The following is a 23,678-nucleotide window of genomic DNA, read 5'->3' on the forward strand; positions in this document are numbered from 1 at the left end:
GCGCTATTGGGAACACCTGTCACTCTGTTCTAGCGGAGTGAAGTCAATCAGAATGATAGTACGGACTCCAACACTGGCGTTTTCATCGCAAATTACGGGATTGATGTAGTGACAAATCGCTGCATCATCGATGATGTAGCTATCAAGGGGATCATTAAGGAGAAAGCGAGTTATCTTGTGAGCAGGTACTGCTTCAAGCTGGCAATTAGCATAATAAGGGGGCGCGATATGTGTCGCGCCGCCTTCGACATTGCAACGTTCAATCAAATGTACCGCGGTGAACGGCTGACCGTCACGGTGGAAACAGTTAGGTGTAATTTTTGCCGGTTTACCCGGTAGCGCTTGCATTCGGATCAGATGTACACCACATAGCAAACGAGAATAATGCTCCGCCATGCCGGTTAGACTCAGATCGTGCCAAATGAGTTTATTAAGTAGTCCTTTATTAAGTATCTCATCAGGCATGCGCAGAAATTTGCGTACCACACCGCCAAATTCAGGTTGATATTCACTTCCTTGATGATAATCAATCTCTATGCTGCCATCGGGCTGCTGATAACCTGTTTTCCAATCAATAGTTTCTGTTTCCCAGCTCCATATTCCTTCACAATAACTGCGGTGACGACCGCCTTCACCAAATCGATCTAACGGCAGTGACTTCGATAATTCACAGAGAGAGATAAGATCGATTTTTTCACTGTCAGAAAGGTCAAGATCAGTGGCATTGAAAGTGGCAAAACCTTGTTGGCGCAAGCTATTGCGGATATGTGCGGCGGTAAGATGGTAACTATCTGGTGCGTTAGTAAATATATTCCAGCCCATTGTAATATCTCTTTATTAGGGTGAACTAAAATGACATCGTATTGAATTAATTACGATATCTTAGGAAGAACTGGTTACATCAAAAAATTATTTAGTTATATTTTATGATTTGAGAAAACACCTATAAATAAGAATATCGAAGTTCCGCATAGTTAAGTGCAACAACATTGCCATGCTTTTTTTCGATCTACAAAATCAATCAATCAATTTCTGACAAATCAGATAGTAAAGAATATTGCTAGATAAATGAGAGAGATAATTTTAAATAAATAGGCCCTTAGACAAACTTGCGATATTATAATAACCGTTTTTTGAGTGAATTAATGACCTCAATAGCATTGTCTTTCTTGCCGGGTGAAACAATAGCATCCTCCGACAATATTTTGACATTAATCTTTCCTTTATCATCCCTATAGCCAGCAGCGCATAAGGATTGGCAAAGTCAATTTTTGTATCTAAGTTCTTCACTGCTCATTGCATGACTCGCGAATTCTAAACCATTATTAAACATCATTATTTTAACCCTTTTTTCGTGGGTAAAACGCCTTCACTGTAGCTTCCGCCAATCACATAAACAGTCTAACAATAAAAATATTTTCACTAAAATTTAATTAGAAAATAGATCGCAAAGTATACAATGTCAACTTGGGTTTTTATTTTTTATTTGGCAAATAAATTTTACATATAAAGAGGTGTTAGAATATTAAATTTAATTGATTTTAAATCTAGTATATCATCAACTCAAGAAATTAATGGACTATCCAGTGCCAGTTTAGTTGGTAGTAATAAAATTCTGTCATTTATATTGTTTGAATATAAATAGATTGCCAATTTTTTAAATATCCATCAGTTCTTACTATCTTCAAAAGAAAACGTGGATTTAATTTCTCGTGCTAATCTTTTATTAATACGAGATTTGTCTGATTATTCTTGTAGGAACGGCACTGTACTCGTTAAATTTTATCTTCCATTTATCTGTTTTACGAGTTTTAGTCTTAATATTGGTACTCGGCATGGATCAAAATAGGGTTTTAAGACATATGAGTAATAATACTGAAATTTGTATTTTTAATTACAGATAATATAGTTTAAACATATTTATATTATAATTATTAATTTTTTCAATAAGTTAATTAATGGAAAATATGTTTCTATGTTATTTTATTTAGATTAAATTCAATGCTAAAATATATAATCAAGGTGAAGAATGTAATATATTATTGATGTGTCTTTTGATTGTGTTGAACTTTTGGCGGTTAAGTTGACCTCAGGAAATAAGGATTTTTCACAAGCCTTGTGCGATAAGCTGAGAGTAGAAGGAATAACATTAATCACTTATGTCCGTAGTAATATGAAGGCAAAAGCGTTATCTCTCTGGATTTTTTATTGGAAATCATCGCTGGATTAATTGCTTATACATTCCAACCTAAAAAACCGAGATTAATTAAACTAAAGTGCCGGATAAAAAACCAGCACTTTGTCAATAAACTGAAGAAAGTCCGTAGAGCGAGCTTTCTTCCTTAAAGGCGGAAAGCTATGCGCTTACCTGTTGGAAGAGTCACCTCAAGGCTTAATTCACCGCCCAATGCTTTCACATAGCGCTTAAGTGTTGATAGCCTTGGATCATTGTCAGCTTGTTCCATCCGAGCAACGGAAGGCTGTTTGACTTCCATAACGGCGGCTAATTCTGTTTGTGAAATTTTTAGCTCATCACGCAGTTGGTTAAGGGCGATCTGGATACTGGCTTCTTCAACCCGTTCCGCGACTCGCGCCTGCGTTTCAGGACTTTCTTTAGCCAACAGTTCTCTGTAAGTAGCCATGATTATTTCTCCAGTTTCGCAAGATGTTTATGGTACTCGGAAAGATAAAACTAACAACTTGGTTCTTGATGAGCATTATAATAATCATTAAGTCAGAAGAAATATTTAAATCTGGCGCGTGCGCCGTAGCGTCGATCATTATTACTGTTGGCGATTTTGTTGTTATCATTCGCCTCCAGCATGGAGACATAGGCGCCAAGATAGAGATTAAAGTTCTTCATATTCATAATACTAGGAATCTGATATGACATATGGATGGTATTTATATCGTATTTACCCGGTTCGCTGAATGGATGATTAATACGCGCGGTCATATTGTCGGTATTGAACGTTTCGATATTGTTGTGGGCATAGATATAACCCAGTTCGAAACGATGCCACATCACATTAATTCCGGTAGTGAAATTGTGTTCATCTGAGGCATCCAGATAGGCGGTATTCAGGTTAGCGACAATGCCATCGTCAGGATTGGTCTCCAGACCGTTCCAACTGAGTGTCAGGCCGTAACCATTGCGTCTGGATTGATCGACCCATTGCCCTTGGTTATTTTGATAGCCATAGGCGTTATTGACCACATTACTCTCCATTGCTATGGCGGCGCTAAATTGATCTTTTTTCCAGGCTGCTACTGGGCGCAAATAGGCGACATTTTTTTTATTTTCCAATGTATTGCCGTGGTAAGTGCTATCTCGAAATAGCGAAGTGCCATCTTCAAGTAAAGTATTGAGTTCGAAATACCAATTGCCGGAATATTTGCTCAACATCAAGTTGCCGCCGCTGTTACTGCGGCCACGTCCTTCTTTCATCATGTAAATATAGCCGAAACCATCGGCATACAAATCGTTGGCGGTATTACCAGAATACTGAATAAAAGTGTCTTGGTTGAGAGGGAACATATCGTAAGCTTCGAAACGCCCGATTTTTACCTGCCAGTTTTTCTCATTGCCGAAGAAGAAAGCGGCGTCGTCGAGATTCATTTTGCCGGTCATGTCTGCCAACGGTTGCACTCGAAAGCCGGCGAAATTGTTGTTTTGATCGCGGCGGTAGCCGTCCAGCCCGACCAAAATGCGGCCATTAACATTCCAACGCGCTTTATCGCCAGGTTTCCAGTCTTTATTATCGCTGGTTTTAAGTGAAGTAAGCTGACCGGTGCGGCTGGCGCCGTCGAGATTGAATTCCACATCGCCGTACAATTTTAGATCGCCAAAATCATTCAGTTTCAAGTTGCGGGTTGATGAAGCTTTATTTTCCAGCGCAGTGGTGCTTTGTGCTACTTGAGTAGCCTGTTGTTTGGTCTCTATAGCGTGCTGTTCCAGTCGCTGTGCGCGTTGCTCTGCGATTGTAGCTCGTGCTTCCGCTTGGGAGGCTCGTTGTTCAGCTTGTTGTAGTCGCTGCTCAAGCGCATCAAGGCGTGCTTCGATGCTGTTAGCAGGTGAAGCAAGGGCAGAAGTTGCAAACATCAATCCTGGTGTGACAATCAAATAGCGGAGATTTTTCATGATATTCTGTTCTTTTAGGATATTGGTTATTATATCGTAGTTAAATTATCAAGCTGGTTTTCTAGATTAAAAGATAATTGAGTTGGTTAGCAGATCGCAATCAAGTCTACTAACCAGATAAAGCTATTGTGATCGAATACGCAAATTCGGTAGAAAGATAAGTAACGGTGGGATGAATGTTCACCACTGTGGGTTCTGGTTTGAGTTTGCAAGATAGACAGGAATGATTGGTATGGTGAAAGTGGTGGAGCTGTTTGTCTATGTTAAACAAGAGGAGCGTCAAAGCCGTTGTTATTTAAAAATGAGAAAGAGTTTTTGGAGTGGAAATAATCCCATGAATTAATCATTTTACAAAGTGTGAAAATGATATTTATTTTTATCATTTTTTTAATTTACTATTTGAATGATTGATAATATATTCAAAGAGTTATGAAATATATTTTTATATGTTGATATCCTACTAATTGCATTATAATATCAGCGCTGTTTGGGATGATAAATTCATAATAATCATATAGTTAAATTTTTTGGTGCCCTTTTTGTGATCATTCCCGCATTACTACAATTTTTTTTATGATAAAACATAGGAGATAATAAGCTAAATTTTAATAAAATATCAGGATTGATGCTGGATGATTTCGTCAATTCAGCTTTATCTATTGTTTGATATGAGGAGGTCATTATTGATATTCATCACAAAACATAATGAATTCTAATGTGAACATAAAGTCTCAAGTTCGATTGATATAATACATGTTATTATTGAGGCTATGTCTTGGTTAAACATAAAAATACCTAATGAAGAGCTTGTCGAAAAAATCTGATCACTAAAATAATTTAGCAAAGTAATGAATTATTCCTATGTCTTATCATTGCAGGATTTAAAAACAGGGTTTTAAAGAACTGGTAAGAGCCTGTTTTTTAATTGTATTAGTTGTATTGTATTAACTGTATTGTAATCATGGAAATGCCGATGCTTGTTGGTCTTACTCTTAACAAATGGCTGTTGTTCATCGGTTGGAGTTTTTTAAATGGTGTCACATTATGTTCAGGACAATGCTAAAAATTTAGGGAATACCATGACAGCCGAAACCATTTATGGTTATGGAGATCATTTTTCCCCCCATGTTAGGTGTATATACCCTATGGATTTCAAGATGCATCGCGACGGCAAGGGAGCGAATCCCCGGGAGCATAGCAAACTATGTGACCGGGGTGAGTGAATGCAGCCAACAAAGAGGCGACTTGAAAGATGACGGGTATAAACGTAATTAAAAATTGTGACCGTATACCTCTATCTTTTGCAATTCATGTAGGCAATAACCCTACGTTTGCTTCTTTATCGGGATCTATAGTCTCTCAAGTAATCATGAACGGGACTAACCCCGTGTTCGCTTTTTTATCAAGCATTAAGCGCAATAACGACAACTACCACGTTAACTATTTGTGAGGAAAAAGAGAGTGATAGACGTACAGATCAATGAAGTACCTCTTAAGGAACACAGCCCTTCAATGGATAACTGTCTGGATGAACAAAAGTTACTTTATGACATGCTGCTGTCACGGGAATTTGATAATCGTAGTGCGATAGTCACACGACAAGGCCGAGCTTGGTTCCATGTATCGGCTGCTGGACATGAAGGGCTGGCAGTACTGCCGCAGCTTATGGAAAAGAATGATGTGCTGGTTCCTTACTATCGTGATCGGGCATTAGTATTAGCGCGTGGTATGTCTATTACTGAAATGACTAGGGAACTGATGGGAAAGGGCACTTCTCACTCAGCCGGCCGCACCATGTCGAATCATTTTTGTTCTAAAGAGCATAATATCTTCTCGGTAGTCAGCCTGACGGGAACCCAATGTATTCCTGCGGCTGGAGCCGCTTGGGCAAGCGCGTTGGACAATAAAAACGGGCTTGTCGTGTGCGGCGTCGGCGATGCGGCGACCCGGCAGGGAGAATTCTATGAAGCGGTCAGCTTTGCGGTTGAAAGGCGTTTGCCAGTCGTTTTTGTGGTTTCCGATAATAAATTGGGTATTAGTACCTCGACGGAGAAGATGGCTCCGTATCGATTGGGAATATTTAACGAGTGTTGGATTCGCCGTGTTGATGCCCGCAAGCCGGAGACTTTGTTTCCTGTCGCACAAGAGGTATTCAATAAGGCGCGCTTTGAGCGGACTCCCTGCATATTGGTTTGTCGTATGGATCGGTTGGATTCTCATTCCAACTCAGATTCTCACAAACTGTACCGTACCCCGGATGAACTGGAAACACTACAGGACCCTATTGAAAATTATGTCGCCTATTTGAAGGAAAAGGGGGCGATTACTGAGCAAGCGCTGGCTGAACAAAAAGAGCGCATTAAAGCTGATGTCGCGGAAATATTTGAGCGTGTTTATCACGAGGAAGAGCCTGATCCGGCAAGTGTCGGTACCTATTTGTGTAATCGTGAAAGCGCTCCTGTTGTATATGCTGAGATGGAAGCCGAAGAGACGCAGTTTAAAGCGGTGAATCAGGTTTTGGACGAGGCGTTGAGCCAGAATCCGAAAGTGCTGATATTTGGTGAGGATATTGAAGACCCTAAAGGGGGGGTTTTTGGTTTCACCCGTGGCTTATCCACTCGCTATCCTGATCGCGTTATGAATGCTCCACTTTCAGAAGCCACGATTATTGGCTCATCGGTTGGGTTATCCGCCTGCGGTTGGCGTCCAATTGTCGAACTGCAATTTATTGACTTTGTTGGGCTGGGTCTCAATCAGTTACAGTCGCAACTTGGCACGTTAAGTTGGAGAACGGTAGGAAAATGGCGCTGTCCGGTGGTGATATATGCGCCTTATGGCGCTTATCTCCCAGGAGGCGGTATATGGCACAGCCAAAGCTCGGACGGTATCCTGGCGCATATTCCCGGTATTAATGTTATGGTGCCAACGACACCGGCTGATACCGTCGCATTGTTCCGTACCGCGTTAAGTCTGGACATGCCGAGTCTGATTTTGATCCCTAAACACCTTATGAGAGAGCGCCATGAGCGTCGGCTGGTGACGCCTGTGTCGCTTGGGCAGGCGAATATCGTCAGGGCAGGAAAGGATATTACACTGGTTGCTTGGGGAAATACTATTCAGCTGGCGACGATGGCGGCTCTTCAAGCGGAAAAAGACAATATTGACATTGAAGTGATTGAATTGCGTAGTCTGGTACCTTGGGATAAACAACGGATTGCGGAATCTTTGCGCAAAACCGGGCGGCTTATCGTTGTGCAAGAGGATACCCGGACGGCCAGTGTTGGGGCATCTATTATTGCTGATCTTTTGGATGAGAATGACAATTTCTTCTCTTTACTGGCCCCTCCGCGCCTGGTGACGCGTGAAGATATTCATATTCCTTTTAATCCTTGTTTAGAGAAAGCTGTTTTACCCGGCACGGATGACATTTTAGCTTCCGTCTATGCGGTAATGAGCTAAGGAGAACTTATGGCACAGTTGTTTATTCCCCCGATGGGAGAAGGAACCACGGAAGTCGTCGTCATCCAGTTACTTAAGCAGGTGGGAGATCATGTCAAGCGTGATGAGCCTGTTTATGAAATGGAGACGGATAAGGCCGCCTTTACCATTGAGTCTGATGTTGAGGGGATCTTGGAAAAATGGTTGGCTGCGGAAAATGATATTATCCCTGTTGGAGCGCCTATTGCAGTCATCAGGGCCGTCGGTGAGGCGGCAGAGCCTTCCCCGGTCAGTGAAGAGTTAACGCCTCCGCCGGAGAAAGTGGAGAGAGTGGAGGAAGTAGAAAAAGTAGAGCAAGTAGAGGTTGCTCCTGAGGTATCTGCTCCTCCTGCGCGTATTCCGCCAAAAACCCGTCAATACGCACAAGAACGCCAAATTGAGCTGCGCATTCTTAATCAACTGGCGGAAAAATATGGCACATTATTGCCAAGCCATATAGATGATTACCTTCAACAGCGCCGCGAAACTAAGATATCAGAAGAAACCAGGCCATCAGAAAAAAGCCATGCGGAAGATAGCAATGTCGGTTTTCTGTCAAGAGATCAGCAGCGTCTTAATCGTGCAATACGGCTGAATAGTGCTGCCGTACAGCCGTGCTGGGCAGCTAAACCCTTATCGATTGAACTTGTTGATAACGCCATTCATCATTTAACGGAGACTTCCGGGCGGCAAGAGTGGATAACGCCATTTCAGGTCATCACTTATGCGATTTCTCAGGCGTTGAAAAAATTCCCAATGTTGCGTTCAAGACCGCTTGATCAAGAGCGCTATCACACTTATACGGATATCAACCTGGGTATTGCTTTTCTGGATGAAAAAGGAGATTTGAGTTCATTAAAAGTACCGAAAACACAGACAATGGACTTTTTTGAGTTCAGACAGCATCTAAATAGCGTACTTGATCCAGATGCGGAAAAACTGCCTGTCGATGTTGATGTTCCTATGATGGTCTCATATACCGGCAACGATGGCGCCACCTTTGCCGTACCGGTTATTGTGCCGCCTTCCCAGTCAACATTGTTCATTGGCGCTCCTCACAACAAAGAGATGAACCTCGTTCTGGCGTTTAATCACTATCTGCTTAATGGGGTCGAGGCGTCTGAGTTTCTGACCGAGATTATTGCTCAGGTTCGTACTCTGTCTGGATCACGATCGATTGCGCATCAGATAGAAGCTAAACCGGTTAAATCGGTTGCTGGGCAGTTACGTACGCTGCTGGCGGATTTCCTGAATTGGGATGAAGATTTCACGGAATCAATGATGCAGCGTACTTGGGCTGATTTAGGTATTGATTCGCTTAAGGCAGTCAAACTTGCAGAGCGGATGTCAGCGCATTTTCGTCGAAAATTATCGCCAACGCTGTTCTGGCGTTATAGCTCGCCGCATCGATTGATTGAATATCTTGACACGGCCAAAACTGAACTGACTGAGAATAAACATTCCTTGGATGACTTTATTAATGCGATGCGAGGTCTTGACGGCGAAGCGGCATTAAGGTTACAGCGCCTCATAGAAGGAGGAAAGCATGGATAATCTGCACCACATATATCATTCGCTTAGCCCGGATGAACAACGGATAGCTAAATCTGCCTTGTTGGAGCATTTAAGTTCCATTACTCCCTCGGTAAGTAGTGTGGGTGATACGAAACAGATGCCTGTTGCTATTGTGGGCATGGCTTTCCGACTTCCTGGGGCGGAAGATTCCCCAGAGCAAATGTGGGAGATCTTAAGAGCCGGACACAGTGTAATAAAAGAGATTCCAGAGCAGCGGTTTGCATCTGGAAAACCTTACGTCATTCCATTGCCGAAAAAAGCCTTAAAAGCCGGGTTGCTTGAGAGTATTGATGGTTTTGACGCGCCATTCTTTGGCATTTCTCCGCGAGTCGCGGCCATGATGGACCCGCAACAGAGAATGCTGTTGGAGCTGACTTGGCAGGCGATCGAAGATAGTGGCGCTAATCCGCTTGGCTATTCAGGATCAAAGACGGGTGTTTTTATTGGCTCGTGCAGTAATGATTATCGTGAACTTGTTGCGGCCGATATGGCGATGGCAAATGCTTATGCAACGCCCGGGACACTGAATTGCCTGCTGGCTAACAGATTGTCGTTTTATTACAACTTTATTGGTCCGAGTTTACAAATTGACACCGCGTGTTCAAGTGGATTGACAGCACTGACACTCGCGGTGAATTCATTGCGTTCTGGGGAGTGCCGACAGGCGATAGTTGGCAGTGTTAACCTATTGAGCAACACATTCAACATGGCTGCTTATTACCGGGCGGGAATGTTATCTAAAGATGGCTGTTGCAGGGTTTTTGACGCAGATGCTAATGGTTTTGTCCGTGGTGAAGGGGCCGTGTGTCTGTTCTTGAAAACGCAAAAACAGGCATTAGAGGATCGAGATCCTATTTATGGATACGTTCGGGCATCGGCGGTCAATCATGGCGGGCGTGCTAATTCACTGACTTCACCTAACCCTGAACAGCAAATTGCGTTGGTTAAGGATTGCTTGCAACAGGCTGGAGTTTCTGCGGAGCAAATCAGTTACCTTGAAGCACATGGAACGGGAACCTCATTGGGTGATCCCATAGAGTTCAATGCGCTTAATGAGATTTTTAATCGCGATGAATCAAGAGAAGCGTTACAACCTTGCTATATCGGCTCAGTAAAAGCCAATATTGGGCATTTAGAAGGTGCTGCGGGGTTAGCGGGTATCGTGAAAGTTCTATTAATGTTGCAGCATAAATCCATTGTGCCTTGTGCCGCGTTTCAGCGCTTGAACCCTGAAATTGATAGTGTGGATTCGCGCTTACAGCTGGCGACAGAGGAAAATCCTTGGCGGGTGGGGGCAGGGCAAAAGCGTTTCGCTGGACTCAGCTCATTCGGATTGGGTGGCAGCAATTCCCACGTCATTCTGGAGGAGGCGCCAACTCAAGCGCCGCAACAGATTAAAGCCAATTTGGAGGGGTATTATTATCCCATCTCGGCTAATAGCCAGGCATCGTTACAAAAAATGGTGGCTATGCTAGGGGATTTTATTGAGAACGATGAAAACATTGAGCTGCCAGCGGTTAGTTGGACATTACAGTTTGGCAGGGCAGCGTTACCCCATCGAGCGCTGTTTGTTGCCACATCACGACAGGATCTGCTGAGGCAGCTACGGGATTTTGCTTCGTCTACGTCAACTAAAGAAGATCAATGGCTTCATATGGCAGAGGACGACTCTCGATTCTTATGGTTACAAGGTCAGGATGTAGATTGGCGTACCTGTTGGCCTTCCGGGCAGAAACCGTTGCGTATTCGGTTGCCCAAATATGCTTTTGAACATCGGCATTACTGGTTACCGCACAATGAAACTGTGGTTGCAAAACAGTAGGCAGTGAAGCGGAACAGAAAAACCAGAGAACATAGTGGAAACCCCACAATCTCGAAAGAGGTTGTGGGGTTTGTTTTGTTTGTCTTATGTTCCGATTTGCATTGAAAGAGGAGCCTCGGCGGATTTGGCTAAGAAATTAGTATTTAATTTAATTAAAACGATGCTCAAGCAGTTAAAGGGTATTTTTATAATGAATATTTTAGTTGCTGTAGCATAATAAGATTTTTATTGAGAGTGGTGTCAGGATTAATTATATAGTTATTAACTGAAATAAAAAATTTGTATTTATATCTATTTGAAATGGTTGTTTTTAGTGAGAGTTAAGGCTGACTTAATTAACGCTATTATTGTTATGGTTTAATAATGTATTTAATCTAACTTTTGGTTGGTATTATTTTAAACTTAGGTTATCTTCTACAAAGATATTTAAAATCAGCGTTTTTCAGTGATTGTTATCACAAAGTGAGTTTTTGTAAAATACTACTATGGAATTACATATTACTATTTGATATGTTGTAAATAACCCGTTAATTTCTTTATCGATATAATTTGGTGATGATTGAAATTTTACTGGGAAATATTATTTATTTGATGGAGAGATAGTGTTATTTCAATTAATAAAGAGAGATGATAGTTACTTTAAAATAAAATCTTATTTATAGAGATAAAAGGAAAGTAATATGGAATTTATTAAAAATAGATTTTGTCACTGGAACGGTGAACATCTCGTTGTCGATACAATGGCTAGAAGTCATAAAATGGTAAACAGCATGGGAACGGGCGAGGGATTAGTTTCGTTTGATGGCTTTGGTGCTGATCTAATTCGTTTCAGCAAAGATGAAGGGATGCAGAATCATACTCACTTAGGTCATCATATCTTATTTGTACTCTCAGGAACGGGTTATGTTATTTATGCGGGTGAAAAGCATGAAATAGAGCCTGGAGTTTGTTATTTTGTGAATGGGCAAATAGATCACGCGATTAAAGCAACTAGCGATTTGGTTATGCTTGTTGTCGGTAATAATCATTGTGCGGTTGATTCGCAAGATAGGACGACGCTGGTGCCATATAGAGAAGGAACCCCAGAAGAATTAAAGGTTTAATTAGGGATAAATTGAATTAAGCATATGCTAGTGCTTGGTGAGTTGCGAGAATGCCATGATATTCTGCCAGAGATAAAGTATCTAAGATTATATTCATGAAGATAATTATAGATCAGGACAAGTAATTTGAGTGATAAAAGGATTATATAAGATTTTTCAATTAATATATATGAGCATCTCATGAAGGGGATCAGGTACTAGCCTATGGAATATGAAATTTACTGAAAATAGAATGGAGAAATATATTAGAGATAATGTTTGTTGTAATGATAACGGTGAAAAGGACTATTGAAATTATTTTAATCTAATATTTAAATTGGAAAATAATTTCCATGAGTAGTAGTAATGAGTTTCGAAATGGAAATTAGCTTAAATAACCTGAGCTATGGTTAAGCTGTTACTAACATATCCATTTCTAAGCAGGAAATATTCAGTGATTTTGTTCTCTTTGTGACAATAAGTTATCTGTCGCCCTAACACATTTAACATTAATCCTTGCGCACTACAGTGTCGTGAATGTTCTATCTGAGAAATATTGGGTATCCGTATTTGGGGATTGATGAACCAACTAAAGGATTCCCTTTCTCGATATTTATATCCCGTATTTAATAGTTGAGTAGTGTCAGTCTCAGTGCTACGGTGAATATGAGGCTATTATCTCAATTGAAACTTTGGAGGTCATGGAAGGCTCATTGCCCAAACGAGCAAAGGCTATGGTCATCGAATGGGCGGTTGAGCACAGGCAGGATCTGCTGAATGACTGGCAACTGGCTGAACAGCATCAGCCTCTCAACAAGATTGAACCGCTGGAGTGATTATCATGCGCAGAGTAACGAAAGTGGAAATAAAGCCAGAATACACCTTGGCGGTGACGTTCGATGATGGCACCTATGGAGAAGTGGGCATCGCAGATCGGTTGTTCGGACCCATGTTCGAGCCACTGAAAGAGCAGAAATTCTTTGCCCAAGCGCGTGTTGATGAGTGTGGCGCAGTGTGCTGGCCGAATGATGCTGATCTGGCGCCCGACGCACTCTATAAAAAGCTTAAATCCCACTTAAGGGAGAATATATGATTGAACTGTTTGCATTGCTTGCGTTTGGATATTGGTAAAAGCGAGCGTTTTATTCATTTTCTAGAAGGTATTGATGGACTTACTAAAATACAATTTGCGGATGAAAAATGGCGAGCATAGTTTGAGGGGAGGGTGCTTTTTTTCTGCCCAAAATTTAATTGCTTATTCCATTTTTGATTGAGTCAATTCAAATTCACTTTCAGTTTAATTTTTTAAACTATTAATTAATGCATTGACTCTTAAGAAAAATCTCCTCTTTATATTGACTACCAACACACTTCTGAAGTAGGTAGGAATGTCACTGATTTGACTTGCTCACGTAAATCATAAGAAATTCTCATACTGATTTTGTCTGTAAAACGATATAAATCTATCCAACCAAATTGCCTCTTTAAAATTTCCCTTGGTGGTATTGATTTAATCGGAGCTCCTAAATTTTTTTCAATCCACCTTCTATCCATAGAAGGTTTTAATGGTGATGGTAATTCACTTGGAAATATAAAAGAAGTTTTATCTTCTCTAAGTAGCCTTAATGTAATTTCATTTAGTATCTTACTACTCCGTTCAAATGATAAGAAAATCCCCTCTCTCACCATATCAATATGAATATCAGGATCACCTGGAAAACTACTCGGCTTATTCTTATAAGGAATTAATCCTTCACTATAAATTTCCTGATAAGTTTTACCTAAACTATTAATTAACGCTTCAACATTAACCGCCATTATTTATATAACCTCTTTTCTCAATTAAGCCAATTCATCTTCAATTTAACCTTTTAAGCTGTTGATTAATGAATTGGCTCTCAAGAAAATCTCCTCTTTTTGACTACCAACGTACTTCTGAGGTGGGTAGAAATGTCACTTCTTTAACGCGCTCTAATAGATCATAATCAACTTGCATGTTAGTTGGTATACGAAAATCTAGTATCGTGTACAAATCAACCCATCCAAACTCTTCTTTCATTATCACTTTTGGTTCTTTTGACTTTTCAGGCAATCCGAATTGTTCATGTATCCACTGACGTGACATATGTGAGATCAGCGGTGATGGTAACTTATTTGGAAATGTGTATGATGGTTTATCACTATCTAGTAGAGTAAGTGTCACATCAAATAAAATTTTATCACTCCGTTTAAAAGCAAGATAAACACCTTCTTTAACCATATCTAGAGATATATATTCAGTGCCAAAATTTTCTGTTGGCTTGGTTTTATAAGGAATGAGTCCCGCATCAAAGACTTCTTGATACGTTTTCCCTAAACTACTGATTAAAGCTTCAATATTGATCGCCATTATTTATATAACCCCCCTTTCTCAATTAAGCCAATTCATTTTCAATTTAATCTTTTAAGCTGTTGATTAATGAATTGGCTCTTCAAGAAAAACCATCTCTTTTATTGACTACCAACGTACTTCTGAGGTGGGTAGAAATGTCACTTCTTTAACGTGCTCTAATAGATCATAATCAACTTGCATATTAATCGGCATATGAAAACCTAGACAAATATATAGTTCGGTCCAACCAATATCTTTCTTTAATCTTTTCCTCGGAGGAAGTGATTTTTCAGGTTTACCAAACTGTTTATGAATCCATTCCCGGGACATTAGTGGCACCAAGGGAGATGGTAATTCGTTAGGAAACTGATATAGCGGTTTTTTTTCATTTAGCAAAGTTAATGTAATTTCTTTTAATCGCTTTCCTTCCCGATAAAATGCTAAAAATATTCCCTCTTTTGCCATTTCCAGGCAAATAACCTCGTCACCAGGAAAACCACTTGGCTTCGTTTTATAAGGGATTAATCCTTTATCAAAAATTTCCTGATAGGACTTACCCAGATAATTAATCAATGCTTCAATGTTGGTCGCCATTATTTGTATAACCCCTGTTCCTGATTAAGTTTGTGCATTTTGGCTCTGGCATTCTCAAGTTGTTCTTCTGTCACACCATATTCTTTCAATGCTGGTTTTATCGTATTAAAATTTCGCTCAAATGCGGCATGTAAATCTTTTGAATCCTGCTCGATTTGAACAGGTGAATTCCTACCTCCATAAGTTGCGCTAAGCTTTTGGTGAACTTCTGCTGGGATGATAAGAGCCGCAGCATCTTTTGCCATTTCTCTTAACTCGTTTTCTTTTGCATCGGGGTATTTTTTCTTAAAATAGGCCCGAACCGCAGCAGCCGAAGGCATATGATCAGCATGCATTCCATTTCTTGGTCTCCCCGCAAAATTACTATATAAATCCACGTCTAACAATTTCACCGGCGGCTTACTCAAATACACATACACCGGTGGCATATTTGGGATGGGGAGTATCAGAATATAATCCCGAAAATCCTTCTCTTCCGGCATTGGCAACGATTCAATATCGCTGCCGACTTTATCCGGGATCGGCAATACGGTTATCTGCGACGGAATAAATGGCTGTTCCTCATTCCCGGTATGGGGTGGAACTTTGAATTCCTGCTCGTTTGGTGTCCATAAAATCGTTGGCCGGTGTTCTCCTGGTTCCCAGAACTCATAATTACCGGTGGCCGGATTCAGTTTCATCATATGAACCGGCACTTTATCCAGACCACTTTCCGGGCTGACATGATACCCCTGAACTGTCATCCTGCCGCTTTCTTCATCTCTGATCCAGCGAAAACGGACACGGGTCGGTGCTTTACCATACTGACTGGCAATTTCACTAAGATGATATTCGTTTAAGTAATCCTCCTCACCTTCATTTAGTCCCGATGAATAAAACAGCCCCATTAGTCCGACTGTCAATGGATTCGGCGCCGCCAGCCAGCGCCCGGCACTGCTAGTGCCACCGCCAATGTAACGCATCACCAGCGTTTCGCCATCCGCCACCGCGCTGCGAGTCGTTGCAGCTACAGCAGTCGCAGCGGCTTCGGCCTTATCTTTGCTGTCGCTAAACCACCGTTTATACCAAGGTAACTTTTTATCCTGCGGCTTATCCGGTTCTGGTGGGTGTTTCTTGCCTTGCGGAGGCTGTTCAGGCTTTGGTTCCGTGACTGGCGCGGGTGATGATTGAACCTGATATATCGCCATCCTACCGAAATTATTTGCCGGTTCTGTTTCTGTACCGGCATCGGTACAGCCTTTGCCTCGCTGACGAGATTTGGCAAATACCGGGATCGGTGGAGGCGGTGCCTGTGTCACCGGTGGAGGCGTGTGCTGAACTGTTGTCGCTTCCTTCACCGGTGACGAGAAGTTCTGCGCTGTCATATGAGCCGGTTGTTGACGAGGCTGTTCCTGCTTCTCGTAGCTGTCCATAACCGAGTTAATAAACTTGGCCCGACAAGGGCAGGTACTCACGCTGTCCAGTGTGCCGGCTAATCGTTGCCCCATATCAAACATGTCGGATATGCCGCCGACAATTGTGTAAGTGCCGGGATGTTTACCACAGGTAACTTTATCCCCTTCACGCGCGGTTGCTCGCCCGTTAAATGTCATGGTGTGATCACCAGTAATAATCTGTCCGCCGCAGGTGGTTTTGTCACCAACGAGCAGGTAATACCCTATTGCCATCTACTTCGCTTCTCCTGCAACCAACCATATTAAACTTCTGTTTAACTGGAATCATTACTATGTTATTGACACTTAAATATGATAAGTGATCGATCCTGCAAAATATTTGAGTTAAAAAGATATAGAAAAGTTCAGAAAATAGTAAAAATAAGTTCGAGTTTTTTGTCTCCGACTCTGATACCAAGTGGATAAGAGTTTGATGAGTTGATGTCTTGACCCCGTGGTGTTATTGAACTTGATCCCGCAAATACCCGGTCAAATTTCTCATTGTTCCAGCCATCGGATTTTTTCTCTTTTGTCATGCTAACCGCTATTTGATTCCATATTTTCTGAGCGATAGCGTTTAGGAATCTGACAAGGAAAGCCGTGGCCGAAGATAGCGATCTTGAGAAAACAGAAGAACCCACGCCCCATAAGCGGGAAAAAGCTCGAAAAGAGGGGCAGATAGCCCGCTCCAGAGAGCTGAGTTCTATATTGATGTTGACCAGTGGCCTAAGTTTGCTCTGGATGAGTGGTCAGTCCATGACGCATGAATTGTCGTTGATGGTGTTTGAAGGGTTTAACTTCGATCACAGTATGGTCAGCAATGATAAACAGATGGTTCAACAGATTGGCAGGTTGCTGCAACAGGCTGTTTTGGCTTTGTTGCCGGTTTTTGCTGGATTAGTGTTAGTTGCATTAAGTGCCCCGGCGCTATTGGGTGGTTTAGTGTTCAGTACCAAATCCATCAAATTTGATGCGAAAAAATTAAATCCCATTTCTGGCCTGAAACGTATTTTCTCAATGAATGCGTTAGCGGAATTATTCAAAGCACTACTTAAAGCGGGATTTGTCGGCATTGGCGCCGCTCTGTTTCTTTGGATGAATTGGCCCGACATGTTACGGCTGATAGCTCAACCGCCACTGTTGGCGCTGGATGATGCTATGCAAATGCTGATCTTCGCCGGTTATGTGGTTGTTTTCATGTTGATACCGATGGTGGCTTTTGATGTTGTTTACCAGATCTACAGCCATTTGAAAAAACTGAGAATGACCCGGCAGGAAATAAAGGATGAATTTAAAGAACAAGAGGGGGACCCACATGTTAAAGCGCGTATCCGTCAGCAACAACGGGCGGCTGCCCGTCAGCGTATGATGGCGGATGTACCGAAAGCGGATGTGATTATCACCAACCCAACTCACTATGCTGTTGCGTTGAAATATGACGAAAAAGCGATGAGCGCGCCAAAAGTATTGGCGAAAGGGGCGGGGTTAATTGCTTTACGTATTAAGGAAATAGGTACAGAAAACCGCATTCCATTACTTGAGGCGCCGCCCCTTGCCAGAGCGCTTTATCGCCACAGTGAAGTCGGCGGGCATATTCCCGCGACACTTTATGCAGCCGTCGCGGAAGTCATTGCCTGGGTTTATCAATTGAAACGTTGGAAACGGGAAGGCGGCTTGAAGCCGAAGAAACCTGAACATCTGCCAGTGCCGCCAGCACTGGATTTTGCTGGAGAAAATAATCGTCATGGCTAATCTGGCCTCTATACTTCGTTTATCGGGCAATATGAAAGGCTCGCAATGGCAAATGCTTGCCGGGCCGGTATTGATCCTCTTGATTTTGTCGATGATGGTATTGCCATTGCCGCCATTCATGCTTGATTTGCTATTTACGTTTAACATAGCACTATCAATCATGGTGTTGCTGGTGGCGATGTTTACCCGGCGTACGCTAGATTTTGCCGCATTTCCGACCATTTTGCTGTTCTCCACGTTATTACGCTTATCTCTTAACGTAGCTTCAACCCGTATCATTCTATTGGAAGGGCATACTGGCTCTGCGGCGGCTGGGCGTGTTGTAGAAGCATTTGGTCACTTTCTGGTTGGCGGCAATTTCGCTATCGGGATTGTGGTATTTATCATTTTGGTATTGATTAACTTTATGGTCATTACTAAAGGCGCAGGGCGAATTGCCGAAGTAGGCGCCCGTTTTGTGCTCGATGGTATGCCAGGTAAACAGATGGCAATTGACGCCGATTTGAATGCCGGACTAATTGGTGAAGACGAAGCGAAGAAACGCCGGGCGGAAGTGACTCAAGAATCGGATTTTTATGGTTCGATGGATGGCGCCAGTAAGTTTGTGCGCGGCGACGCGATTGCCGGATTGATGATTTTGGTTATCAACGTCGTCGGCGGTTTAATTGTCGGTGTGGCACAACACGGTATGAGTCTTGGGGATGCGGGAGAGACTTATACCCTGTTAACCATTGGTGATGGTCTGGTTGCCCAGTTGCCTGCGCTGATTATTTCGACTGCGGCGGGTGTGATTGTTACCCGTGTGGCAACGGATCAGGATGTTGGTCAGCAGATGGTGACTCAACTGTTCAATAATCCCAGAGTGATGATGTTGAGTGCCGGTGTTCTCGGGTTGTTGGGTATGGTGCCGGGAATGCCGAACTTTGTTTTCCTGTTATTTACTGTGGCGTTGGCAGGTCTTGGCTGGTATCTATATCGTCGCGCTGATGCGCCGGTAATAAACACAGAAAAACCAAAAATAGAAGAGCAACAACAGGCATCGGAGGCTTCATGGTCTGACGTTCAGCTTGAAGATCCTTTGGGTATGGAAGTGGGATATCGCCTGATCCCGATGGTTGATTTTCGGCAGAATGGTGAGTTATTGGGGCGAATCAGCGGCATTCGTAAGAAATTTGCCCAAGAGATGGGATACTTACCGCCGGTTGTTCATATCCGAGACAACCTTGAACTGGCTCCGGCGGGCTACCGTATTCTGATGAAAGGGGTAGAAATTGGTCGCGGTGAAGCGCATCCGGGGCGCTGGCTGGCGATTAATCCCGGTGGCGCCGTAGGGGAATTGCAAGGTGATATCACGAAAGATCCCGCTTTTGGCCTGTCTGCGGTTTGGATTGATGACAGCCTCAGAGAACAAGCTCAGGTTCAGGGATACACGGTGGTTGCCGCCAGTACGGTGGTTGCGACCCATATGAATCACTTGTTGACGCAATATGCGAATGAGTTATTTGGTCGTCAGGAAGCGCAACAACTGTTTGAGCGGGTCAGCCAAGAGATGCCTAAACTGACGGAAGACTTTATTCCTGATGTTGTTAATCTGACAACCTTGCATAAAGTGCTGCAAAATCTGTTGTCCGAACAAGTGCCGATTCGAGACATGCGGACAATTATTGAAACCTTGGCTGAACATGCGCCAGGGCAAACTGATCCCTATGAATTGACGTCTTTGGTTAGAATCTCACTTGGCCGAGCAATTGCTCAACAGTGGTTCCCGGGCGCACAGGAAATTCAGGTAATCGGATTGGATGCGGGCCTTGAGCGTTTGTTAATTCAGGCATTGCAAAATGGCGGAGGTCTGGAGCCAGGATTGGCGGATAACTTACAACGGCAGGCGACGGAAGCACTACAACGTCAGGAAATGCTGGGCGCGCCTCCGGTACTGTTGGTTAATCATGCATTACGCCCGCTGTTGTCGCGTTTCTTGCGTAGAACTTTGCCTCAATTAGTGGTTTTATCTAATCTTGAAATCAGCGATAACCGTCAAATTCGTATGACAGCGACCATTGGTGGTAACGGGTAGCTGTATCAATAGAAAACAGCAGGCCATTTATTCCAAAATGGCCTGTTATAATCATCTCTCGACAGTAATAGGCATTTTTAATCATCAAAATTAATTGATTTTTAATTTCTGTGCGGAACCTGCAAAACCGGCATGGCAATTATTCCAGCCGGGATATACCGAAGACTAGCAGTGATCACAGTATTTTATTAACGATAAGCAAATATCAAATCAGATGCTGTTGTGGCGGTTTTTATGTTTAGAGCAGTTTCCCACCCTAATTCGTTAGTGATGAGCTATTTCTTTTCTAGTTAACTCAGCTAGAAAAGCAGAACGATTTTTATGGTGGTTGTTTTCCTCAATGCAACGATCTATAGCAGTTAACAGATTGCCAAGTATGGTTAAATTGAATTTGATGACCTTTGACTCATGTTTCTCTGGATCTGATTCAATAAGAGTAATAGCTCCCCATTTCCAGACAAACGAGGATTACCGATGTAATCGGATGAGTTGCTGGGGACATAGCCGCCCTGTTAGGTTAAAACATCCATATGCTGCCCGAATTGCTAACAGCTGATGAGAGAAATTTTTGGTATCAGTCAGAGTGTAGGTAGAACTTTAATAAAAAAATCTGTTTCAGATACCGGGACTACAACTTCAATTCAGAAAAAATAAAAGGAATTATTATTTCATTGTAGCATCAGGTGTAAAATGTGACGGCAATGAAATTTCCATTGCACATGATAGAGTTATAGGCAGGGAATATATTGATGCTTATAGTGTATCTACGCGAAAAATAAATATGTATGCTATATTTTTTTAATAATTAAAATAAAATATTTTCATTATGTGGCAATAAGTTTCCTTAATGGGAAGGCTTAAAAAGCATTGACGCAGCAATGAGTTATCATATTGATAAAACAGGAAAAGAGTCACTTGACTACCATTACTACATCAGTTCAGCGGAACACAGTCGCGCCGACTTTGCGGCTGCTGTTCCGGGCCACTGGAGGACAGAAGCACGGTTACACAGGGTTTTGATGTCTCCATGAAGGAAGATCTCTGTCTCCCCTGCAAGGGAGATTCCTCTGAAATATTGACGTGCGTGCGACATCTAAGCCTGAATATGCTTCTGGTAGAAACGACAAAACAGCCAGTATTTGCCGAAAACGAAGAATTTCGAGCATGGACATTGGCTATTTGGATAGGGTATTAGATGCCGGAGTTAATATGTTGGGCAAGAAATAAATACTCATGCTATTGCCCTGATTGATGAGTTGGACGTGATTAGGATCGAAAAATAAAATAAATAAATTGAAAAATGATATTTCTTCTTTGACATTGACAATTTCCTAACATACGATTCATTCAGCTCAAGTGTTAGGGCTAATAATGAAGTGGTACACTAATCAAATTATTGTGAGGAGAAGTATCATGGAATCAGCAATGGAACTTTTTGAAGTAGATATTAATGATTGTGACCTGCAAGGTCTCTGCATGTGGTAATAAAATGTAAGGGAAGCTAGTGCTTCCCTTACTTGTCTATCTTATTATTCATTATCAACAGGGGCTCTCAAATTGGACGATCGTGGATTTCACAATGTCTGGGATATTGTCTTGCATGATAATGAGATATTATCTGATGCGGATTCATTGAACACTTTTTTTTATGAAGCGCTAAAGAGATCTGGCTTCAGAATAATAGGTCATCTCTGTCATAAATTTACTGATGGGGGAGAAGGTGTCACTGGATTATTCCTTCTTTCTGAATCACATCTATCATTTCACACATATCCCGAGACAAACTACATAAGCATTGATGTTTACACTTGTGGAAAACAAGATACATGTATACATAACGATATAGAAAAGTTTTTCAAGAATAGTAAAAGATTTACTGTTCGTGGTTTGCAAAGGGGAAGTAGTCTAGATACCTATCCATTAACAACAGGGTGATTTATTTATGAAATTAATTAATAATGGAATAATTAAGTTCGATTACCAATTCCCTATATACAATTTTTTCTTCCCAAATCAAACATTTAATTCCTTTAATGGAGATGAAAATTCCATATCAAGGATATTAGGAAATGCGAATTCTGAGGTCAGTTCGAGAGCTCTTTATTTCCATATTCCGTTTTGTGAATCTATCTGTACATTTTGCCCCTTCACCAAAGGACTATACAAAAACCATGAAGTGATAGACAGGTATGTAAAAGCACTTATCAATGAAGTAGAGTATAAAAGTAGATTTATTGACTATAAGGCAATTCCTATACGAGCAATATTTTTCGGAGGCGGAACCCCGTCATTATTATCGCCTGAAAATATTATCGATATAGGCGAAACTATTAAGAAATATTTTGACTTATCCTCTCTACAAGAGTTCTCTTTCGAGCTTAGCATAAATAGTGTCACTGGGGAGGGAATTGATGCTTTAAAAGAAATAGGTGTTACACATACTCGGTTTGGTTTGCAAACAATGGATCCTACGTGGAGAGAACTATTTAATCTCACAGCGTCGATAGATACAATTGAAAAGTCTTCACATTTATTGGTTTCGAATTTTGATTATGTTTTATGTGATATAATATATGGAATGCATGGTGAGGATGAAGAGGTTATTATTTCTGACCTAGATAAAGCTATTGATCTGGGTTTAAGTAATGTTGATATATATCCAATAAATAATGTTGTCACATCATCTAAACTTCATAAGTCTGTTCGTGATTATACAGATAACATTACATCTGCTACACGAAAATTCTCAATGAAATTATTAATTGATTTACACATGAGAAGTAAAGGTTTCATGCCTCATAATGGACATGGTTATGTGAGATCGAGTATTACGGATCAAGTGGTCACTGATAATTATAGTTTTATTTATCATGAGCATGTATATGGATATGGAGATCATGATTTTCTCGGTTTTGGCATTAATGCCATATCTTCTCTGAGGGGGCACGTTATAACTAATATTACAGGTAGGGAAAAATATATTGATTCAATGAATAAAAATATTTACTTGTGTAAAATCAGCCAGCATGATGAATTATTAGATGAAATGAAGCCTCTGATATTGAGATTACCTTATCATGGGTATGCAGATAAGTCACAGATTAAAATGAATCTAGTCCCCGATCGGCTATATGGTAGGCTTAATGAACTGATCGACTCTGGCTTAATTGTAGATGATACACATTCATTTCGGCTAACAAAATTGGGTTGGTATTGGTATAGTAATATTATGTTTTATCTTATGCCTGAGGCAGAGCAAGCTATACTCAAGAAAATTGTTCACGAGGAATTAAAAACTCCTGGGAAATTTTTGTCGAAGAAAGAAATAATATATACCGCTGGTTTAAATGTATAAGA

At 41.5% G+C, this 23,678-nt stretch carries 18 protein-coding genes and 3 pseudogenes; 11 read left to right on the forward strand and 10 right to left on the reverse strand.

What is annotated here, in order from left to right:
* Window positions 1-3: 3 nt before the first annotated feature.
* The gene (locus EAE92_RS00835) at window positions 4-822 is read right to left on the reverse strand and encodes a 2OG-Fe dioxygenase family protein (protein WP_214066696.1); all 819 of its coding nucleotides are present in this window, start codon (window positions 820-822) and stop codon (window positions 4-6) included.
* A 1,234-nt stretch (window positions 823-2,056) separates the two neighbouring features.
* Between EAE92_RS00835 and EAE92_RS25345 the strand changes: the two are divergent.
* A pseudogene (locus EAE92_RS25345) lies at window positions 2,057-2,346 on the forward strand (hypothetical protein); the annotation flags it as partial.
* Here EAE92_RS25345 and EAE92_RS00840 read toward each other — a convergent pair.
* Together EAE92_RS00840 and EAE92_RS00845 are read right to left on the reverse strand one after the other, a co-directional pair.
* Window positions 2,343-2,642 (reverse strand): helix-turn-helix domain-containing protein, encoded by a 300-nt coding sequence (locus EAE92_RS00840; RefSeq protein ID WP_214066697.1) that lies wholly within the window; start codon window positions 2,640-2,642, stop codon window positions 2,343-2,345. The pseudogene EAE92_RS25345 and the gene EAE92_RS00840 overlap by 4 nt on opposite strands.
* A gap of 92 nt (window positions 2,643-2,734) precedes the next feature.
* Window positions 2,735-4,141, reverse strand: a complete 1,407-nt coding sequence (locus EAE92_RS00845; protein WP_214066698.1) for a carbohydrate porin — start codon at window positions 4,139-4,141, stop codon at window positions 2,735-2,737.
* 1,461 nt (window positions 4,142-5,602) lie between these two features.
* On the opposite strand from EAE92_RS00845, the gene EAE92_RS00850 reads away from it, so the two are divergent.
* The 4 genes from EAE92_RS00850 to EAE92_RS00865 all read left to right on the forward strand — a co-directional run bounded on the left by EAE92_RS00850 (window position 5,603) and on the right by EAE92_RS00865 (window position 12,118).
* Window positions 5,603-7,600 carry a dehydrogenase E1 component subunit alpha/beta gene (locus tag EAE92_RS00850; protein WP_214066699.1) on the forward strand — a complete coding sequence of 666 codons (1,998 nt, stop codon included), beginning with the start codon at window positions 5,603-5,605 and terminating at the stop codon, window positions 7,598-7,600.
* Window positions 7,601-7,609: 9 nt separating this feature from the next.
* Window positions 7,610-9,172, forward strand: coding sequence for a biotin/lipoyl-containing protein (locus tag EAE92_RS00855; RefSeq protein WP_214066700.1), 1,563 nt, complete (start codon window positions 7,610-7,612; stop codon window positions 9,170-9,172).
* On the forward strand, window positions 9,165-11,015 hold the full coding sequence (locus tag EAE92_RS00860; RefSeq protein WP_214066701.1) for a type I polyketide synthase: 1,851 nt from the start codon (window positions 9,165-9,167) through the stop codon (window positions 11,013-11,015). Before EAE92_RS00855 ends, EAE92_RS00860 begins: the two co-directional genes overlap by 8 nt.
* Window positions 11,016-11,695: 680 nt before the next feature.
* Window positions 11,696-12,118 carry a cupin domain-containing protein gene (locus EAE92_RS00865; RefSeq protein WP_040152390.1) on the forward strand — a complete coding sequence of 141 codons (423 nt, stop codon included), beginning with the start codon at window positions 11,696-11,698 and terminating at the stop codon, window positions 12,116-12,118.
* A 389-nt stretch (window positions 12,119-12,507) separates the two neighbouring features.
* On the opposite strand, the pseudogene EAE92_RS24375 reads toward EAE92_RS00865, so the two are convergent.
* Window positions 12,508-12,679 (reverse strand): annotated as a pseudogene (locus EAE92_RS24375) (IS982 family transposase); the annotation flags it as partial.
* A gap of 86 nt (window positions 12,680-12,765) precedes the next feature.
* Between EAE92_RS24375 and EAE92_RS00870 the strand changes: the two are divergent.
* Window positions 12,766-12,933: pseudogene (locus tag EAE92_RS00870) on the forward strand (DUF4160 domain-containing protein); the annotation flags it as partial.
* Between the two features lie 5 nt (window positions 12,934-12,938).
* Window positions 12,939-13,190, forward strand: coding sequence for a DUF2442 domain-containing protein (locus EAE92_RS00875; protein WP_214066702.1), 252 nt, complete (start codon window positions 12,939-12,941; stop codon window positions 13,188-13,190).
* A gap of 266 nt (window positions 13,191-13,456) precedes the next feature.
* On the opposite strand, the gene EAE92_RS00880 is transcribed toward EAE92_RS00875, so the two are convergent.
* The 5 genes from EAE92_RS00880 to EAE92_RS00900 all read right to left on the reverse strand — a co-directional run bounded on the left by EAE92_RS00880 (window position 13,457) and on the right by EAE92_RS00900 (window position 17,031).
* Window positions 13,457-13,915: a DUF6392 family protein gene (locus tag EAE92_RS00880; RefSeq protein WP_036807369.1), complete on the reverse strand. Its 459-nt coding sequence runs from the start codon at window positions 13,913-13,915 to the stop codon at window positions 13,457-13,459.
* A 103-nt stretch (window positions 13,916-14,018) separates the two neighbouring features.
* Window positions 14,019-14,486, reverse strand: coding sequence for a DUF6392 family protein (locus tag EAE92_RS00885; protein ID WP_214066703.1), 468 nt, complete (start codon window positions 14,484-14,486; stop codon window positions 14,019-14,021).
* A 108-nt stretch (window positions 14,487-14,594) separates the two neighbouring features.
* Complete coding sequence (locus EAE92_RS00890) at window positions 14,595-15,062, reverse strand: DUF6392 family protein (RefSeq protein ID WP_214066704.1); 468 nt, start codon at window positions 15,060-15,062, stop codon at window positions 14,595-14,597.
* Complete coding sequence (locus EAE92_RS00895) at window positions 15,062-16,729, reverse strand: S-type pyocin domain-containing protein (protein ID WP_214066705.1); 1,668 nt, start codon at window positions 16,727-16,729, stop codon at window positions 15,062-15,064. Before EAE92_RS00895 ends, EAE92_RS00890 begins: the two co-directional genes overlap by 1 nt.
* Before the next feature lie 131 nt (window positions 16,730-16,860).
* Window positions 16,861-17,031, reverse strand: coding sequence for a hypothetical protein (locus EAE92_RS00900; protein ID WP_214066706.1), 171 nt, complete (start codon window positions 17,029-17,031; stop codon window positions 16,861-16,863).
* Between the two features lie 64 nt (window positions 17,032-17,095).
* On the opposite strand from EAE92_RS00900, the gene flhB reads away from it, so the two are divergent.
* Window positions 17,096-18,247, forward strand: coding sequence for a flagellar biosynthesis protein FlhB (flhB, locus tag EAE92_RS00905; RefSeq protein ID WP_214066707.1), 1,152 nt, complete (start codon window positions 17,096-17,098; stop codon window positions 18,245-18,247).
* Window positions 18,240-20,321 carry a flagellar biosynthesis protein FlhA gene (gene flhA, locus EAE92_RS00910; protein ID WP_214066708.1) on the forward strand — a complete coding sequence of 694 codons (2,082 nt, stop codon included), beginning with the start codon at window positions 18,240-18,242 and terminating at the stop codon, window positions 20,319-20,321. The genes flhB and flhA overlap by 8 nt, the downstream gene beginning before the upstream one ends.
* A gap of 264 nt (window positions 20,322-20,585) precedes the next feature.
* On the opposite strand, the gene EAE92_RS24380 is transcribed toward flhA, so the two are convergent.
* Entirely contained in the window at window positions 20,586-20,762 is a 177-nt protein-coding gene (locus EAE92_RS24380) for a type II toxin-antitoxin system HicB family antitoxin (protein ID WP_339959339.1), read from the reverse strand.
* A 1,116-nt stretch (window positions 20,763-21,878) separates the two neighbouring features.
* Between EAE92_RS24380 and speD the strand changes: the two genes are divergently transcribed.
* Both speD and EAE92_RS00925 read left to right on the forward strand, forming a co-directional pair.
* The gene (gene speD / locus EAE92_RS00920; protein ID WP_214066709.1) at window positions 21,879-22,256 is read left to right on the forward strand and encodes an adenosylmethionine decarboxylase; all 378 of its coding nucleotides are present in this window, start codon (window positions 21,879-21,881) and stop codon (window positions 22,254-22,256) included.
* Between the two features lie 7 nt (window positions 22,257-22,263).
* Window positions 22,264-23,676: a coproporphyrinogen-III oxidase family protein gene (locus EAE92_RS00925; RefSeq protein WP_214066710.1), complete on the forward strand. Its 1,413-nt coding sequence runs from the start codon at window positions 22,264-22,266 to the stop codon at window positions 23,674-23,676.
* Window positions 23,677-23,678: the final 2 nt, after the last annotated feature.

This window comes from Photorhabdus hainanensis (assembly GCF_018448965.1).
Lineage (GTDB): Bacteria > Pseudomonadota > Gammaproteobacteria > Enterobacterales > Enterobacteriaceae > Photorhabdus > Photorhabdus akhurstii.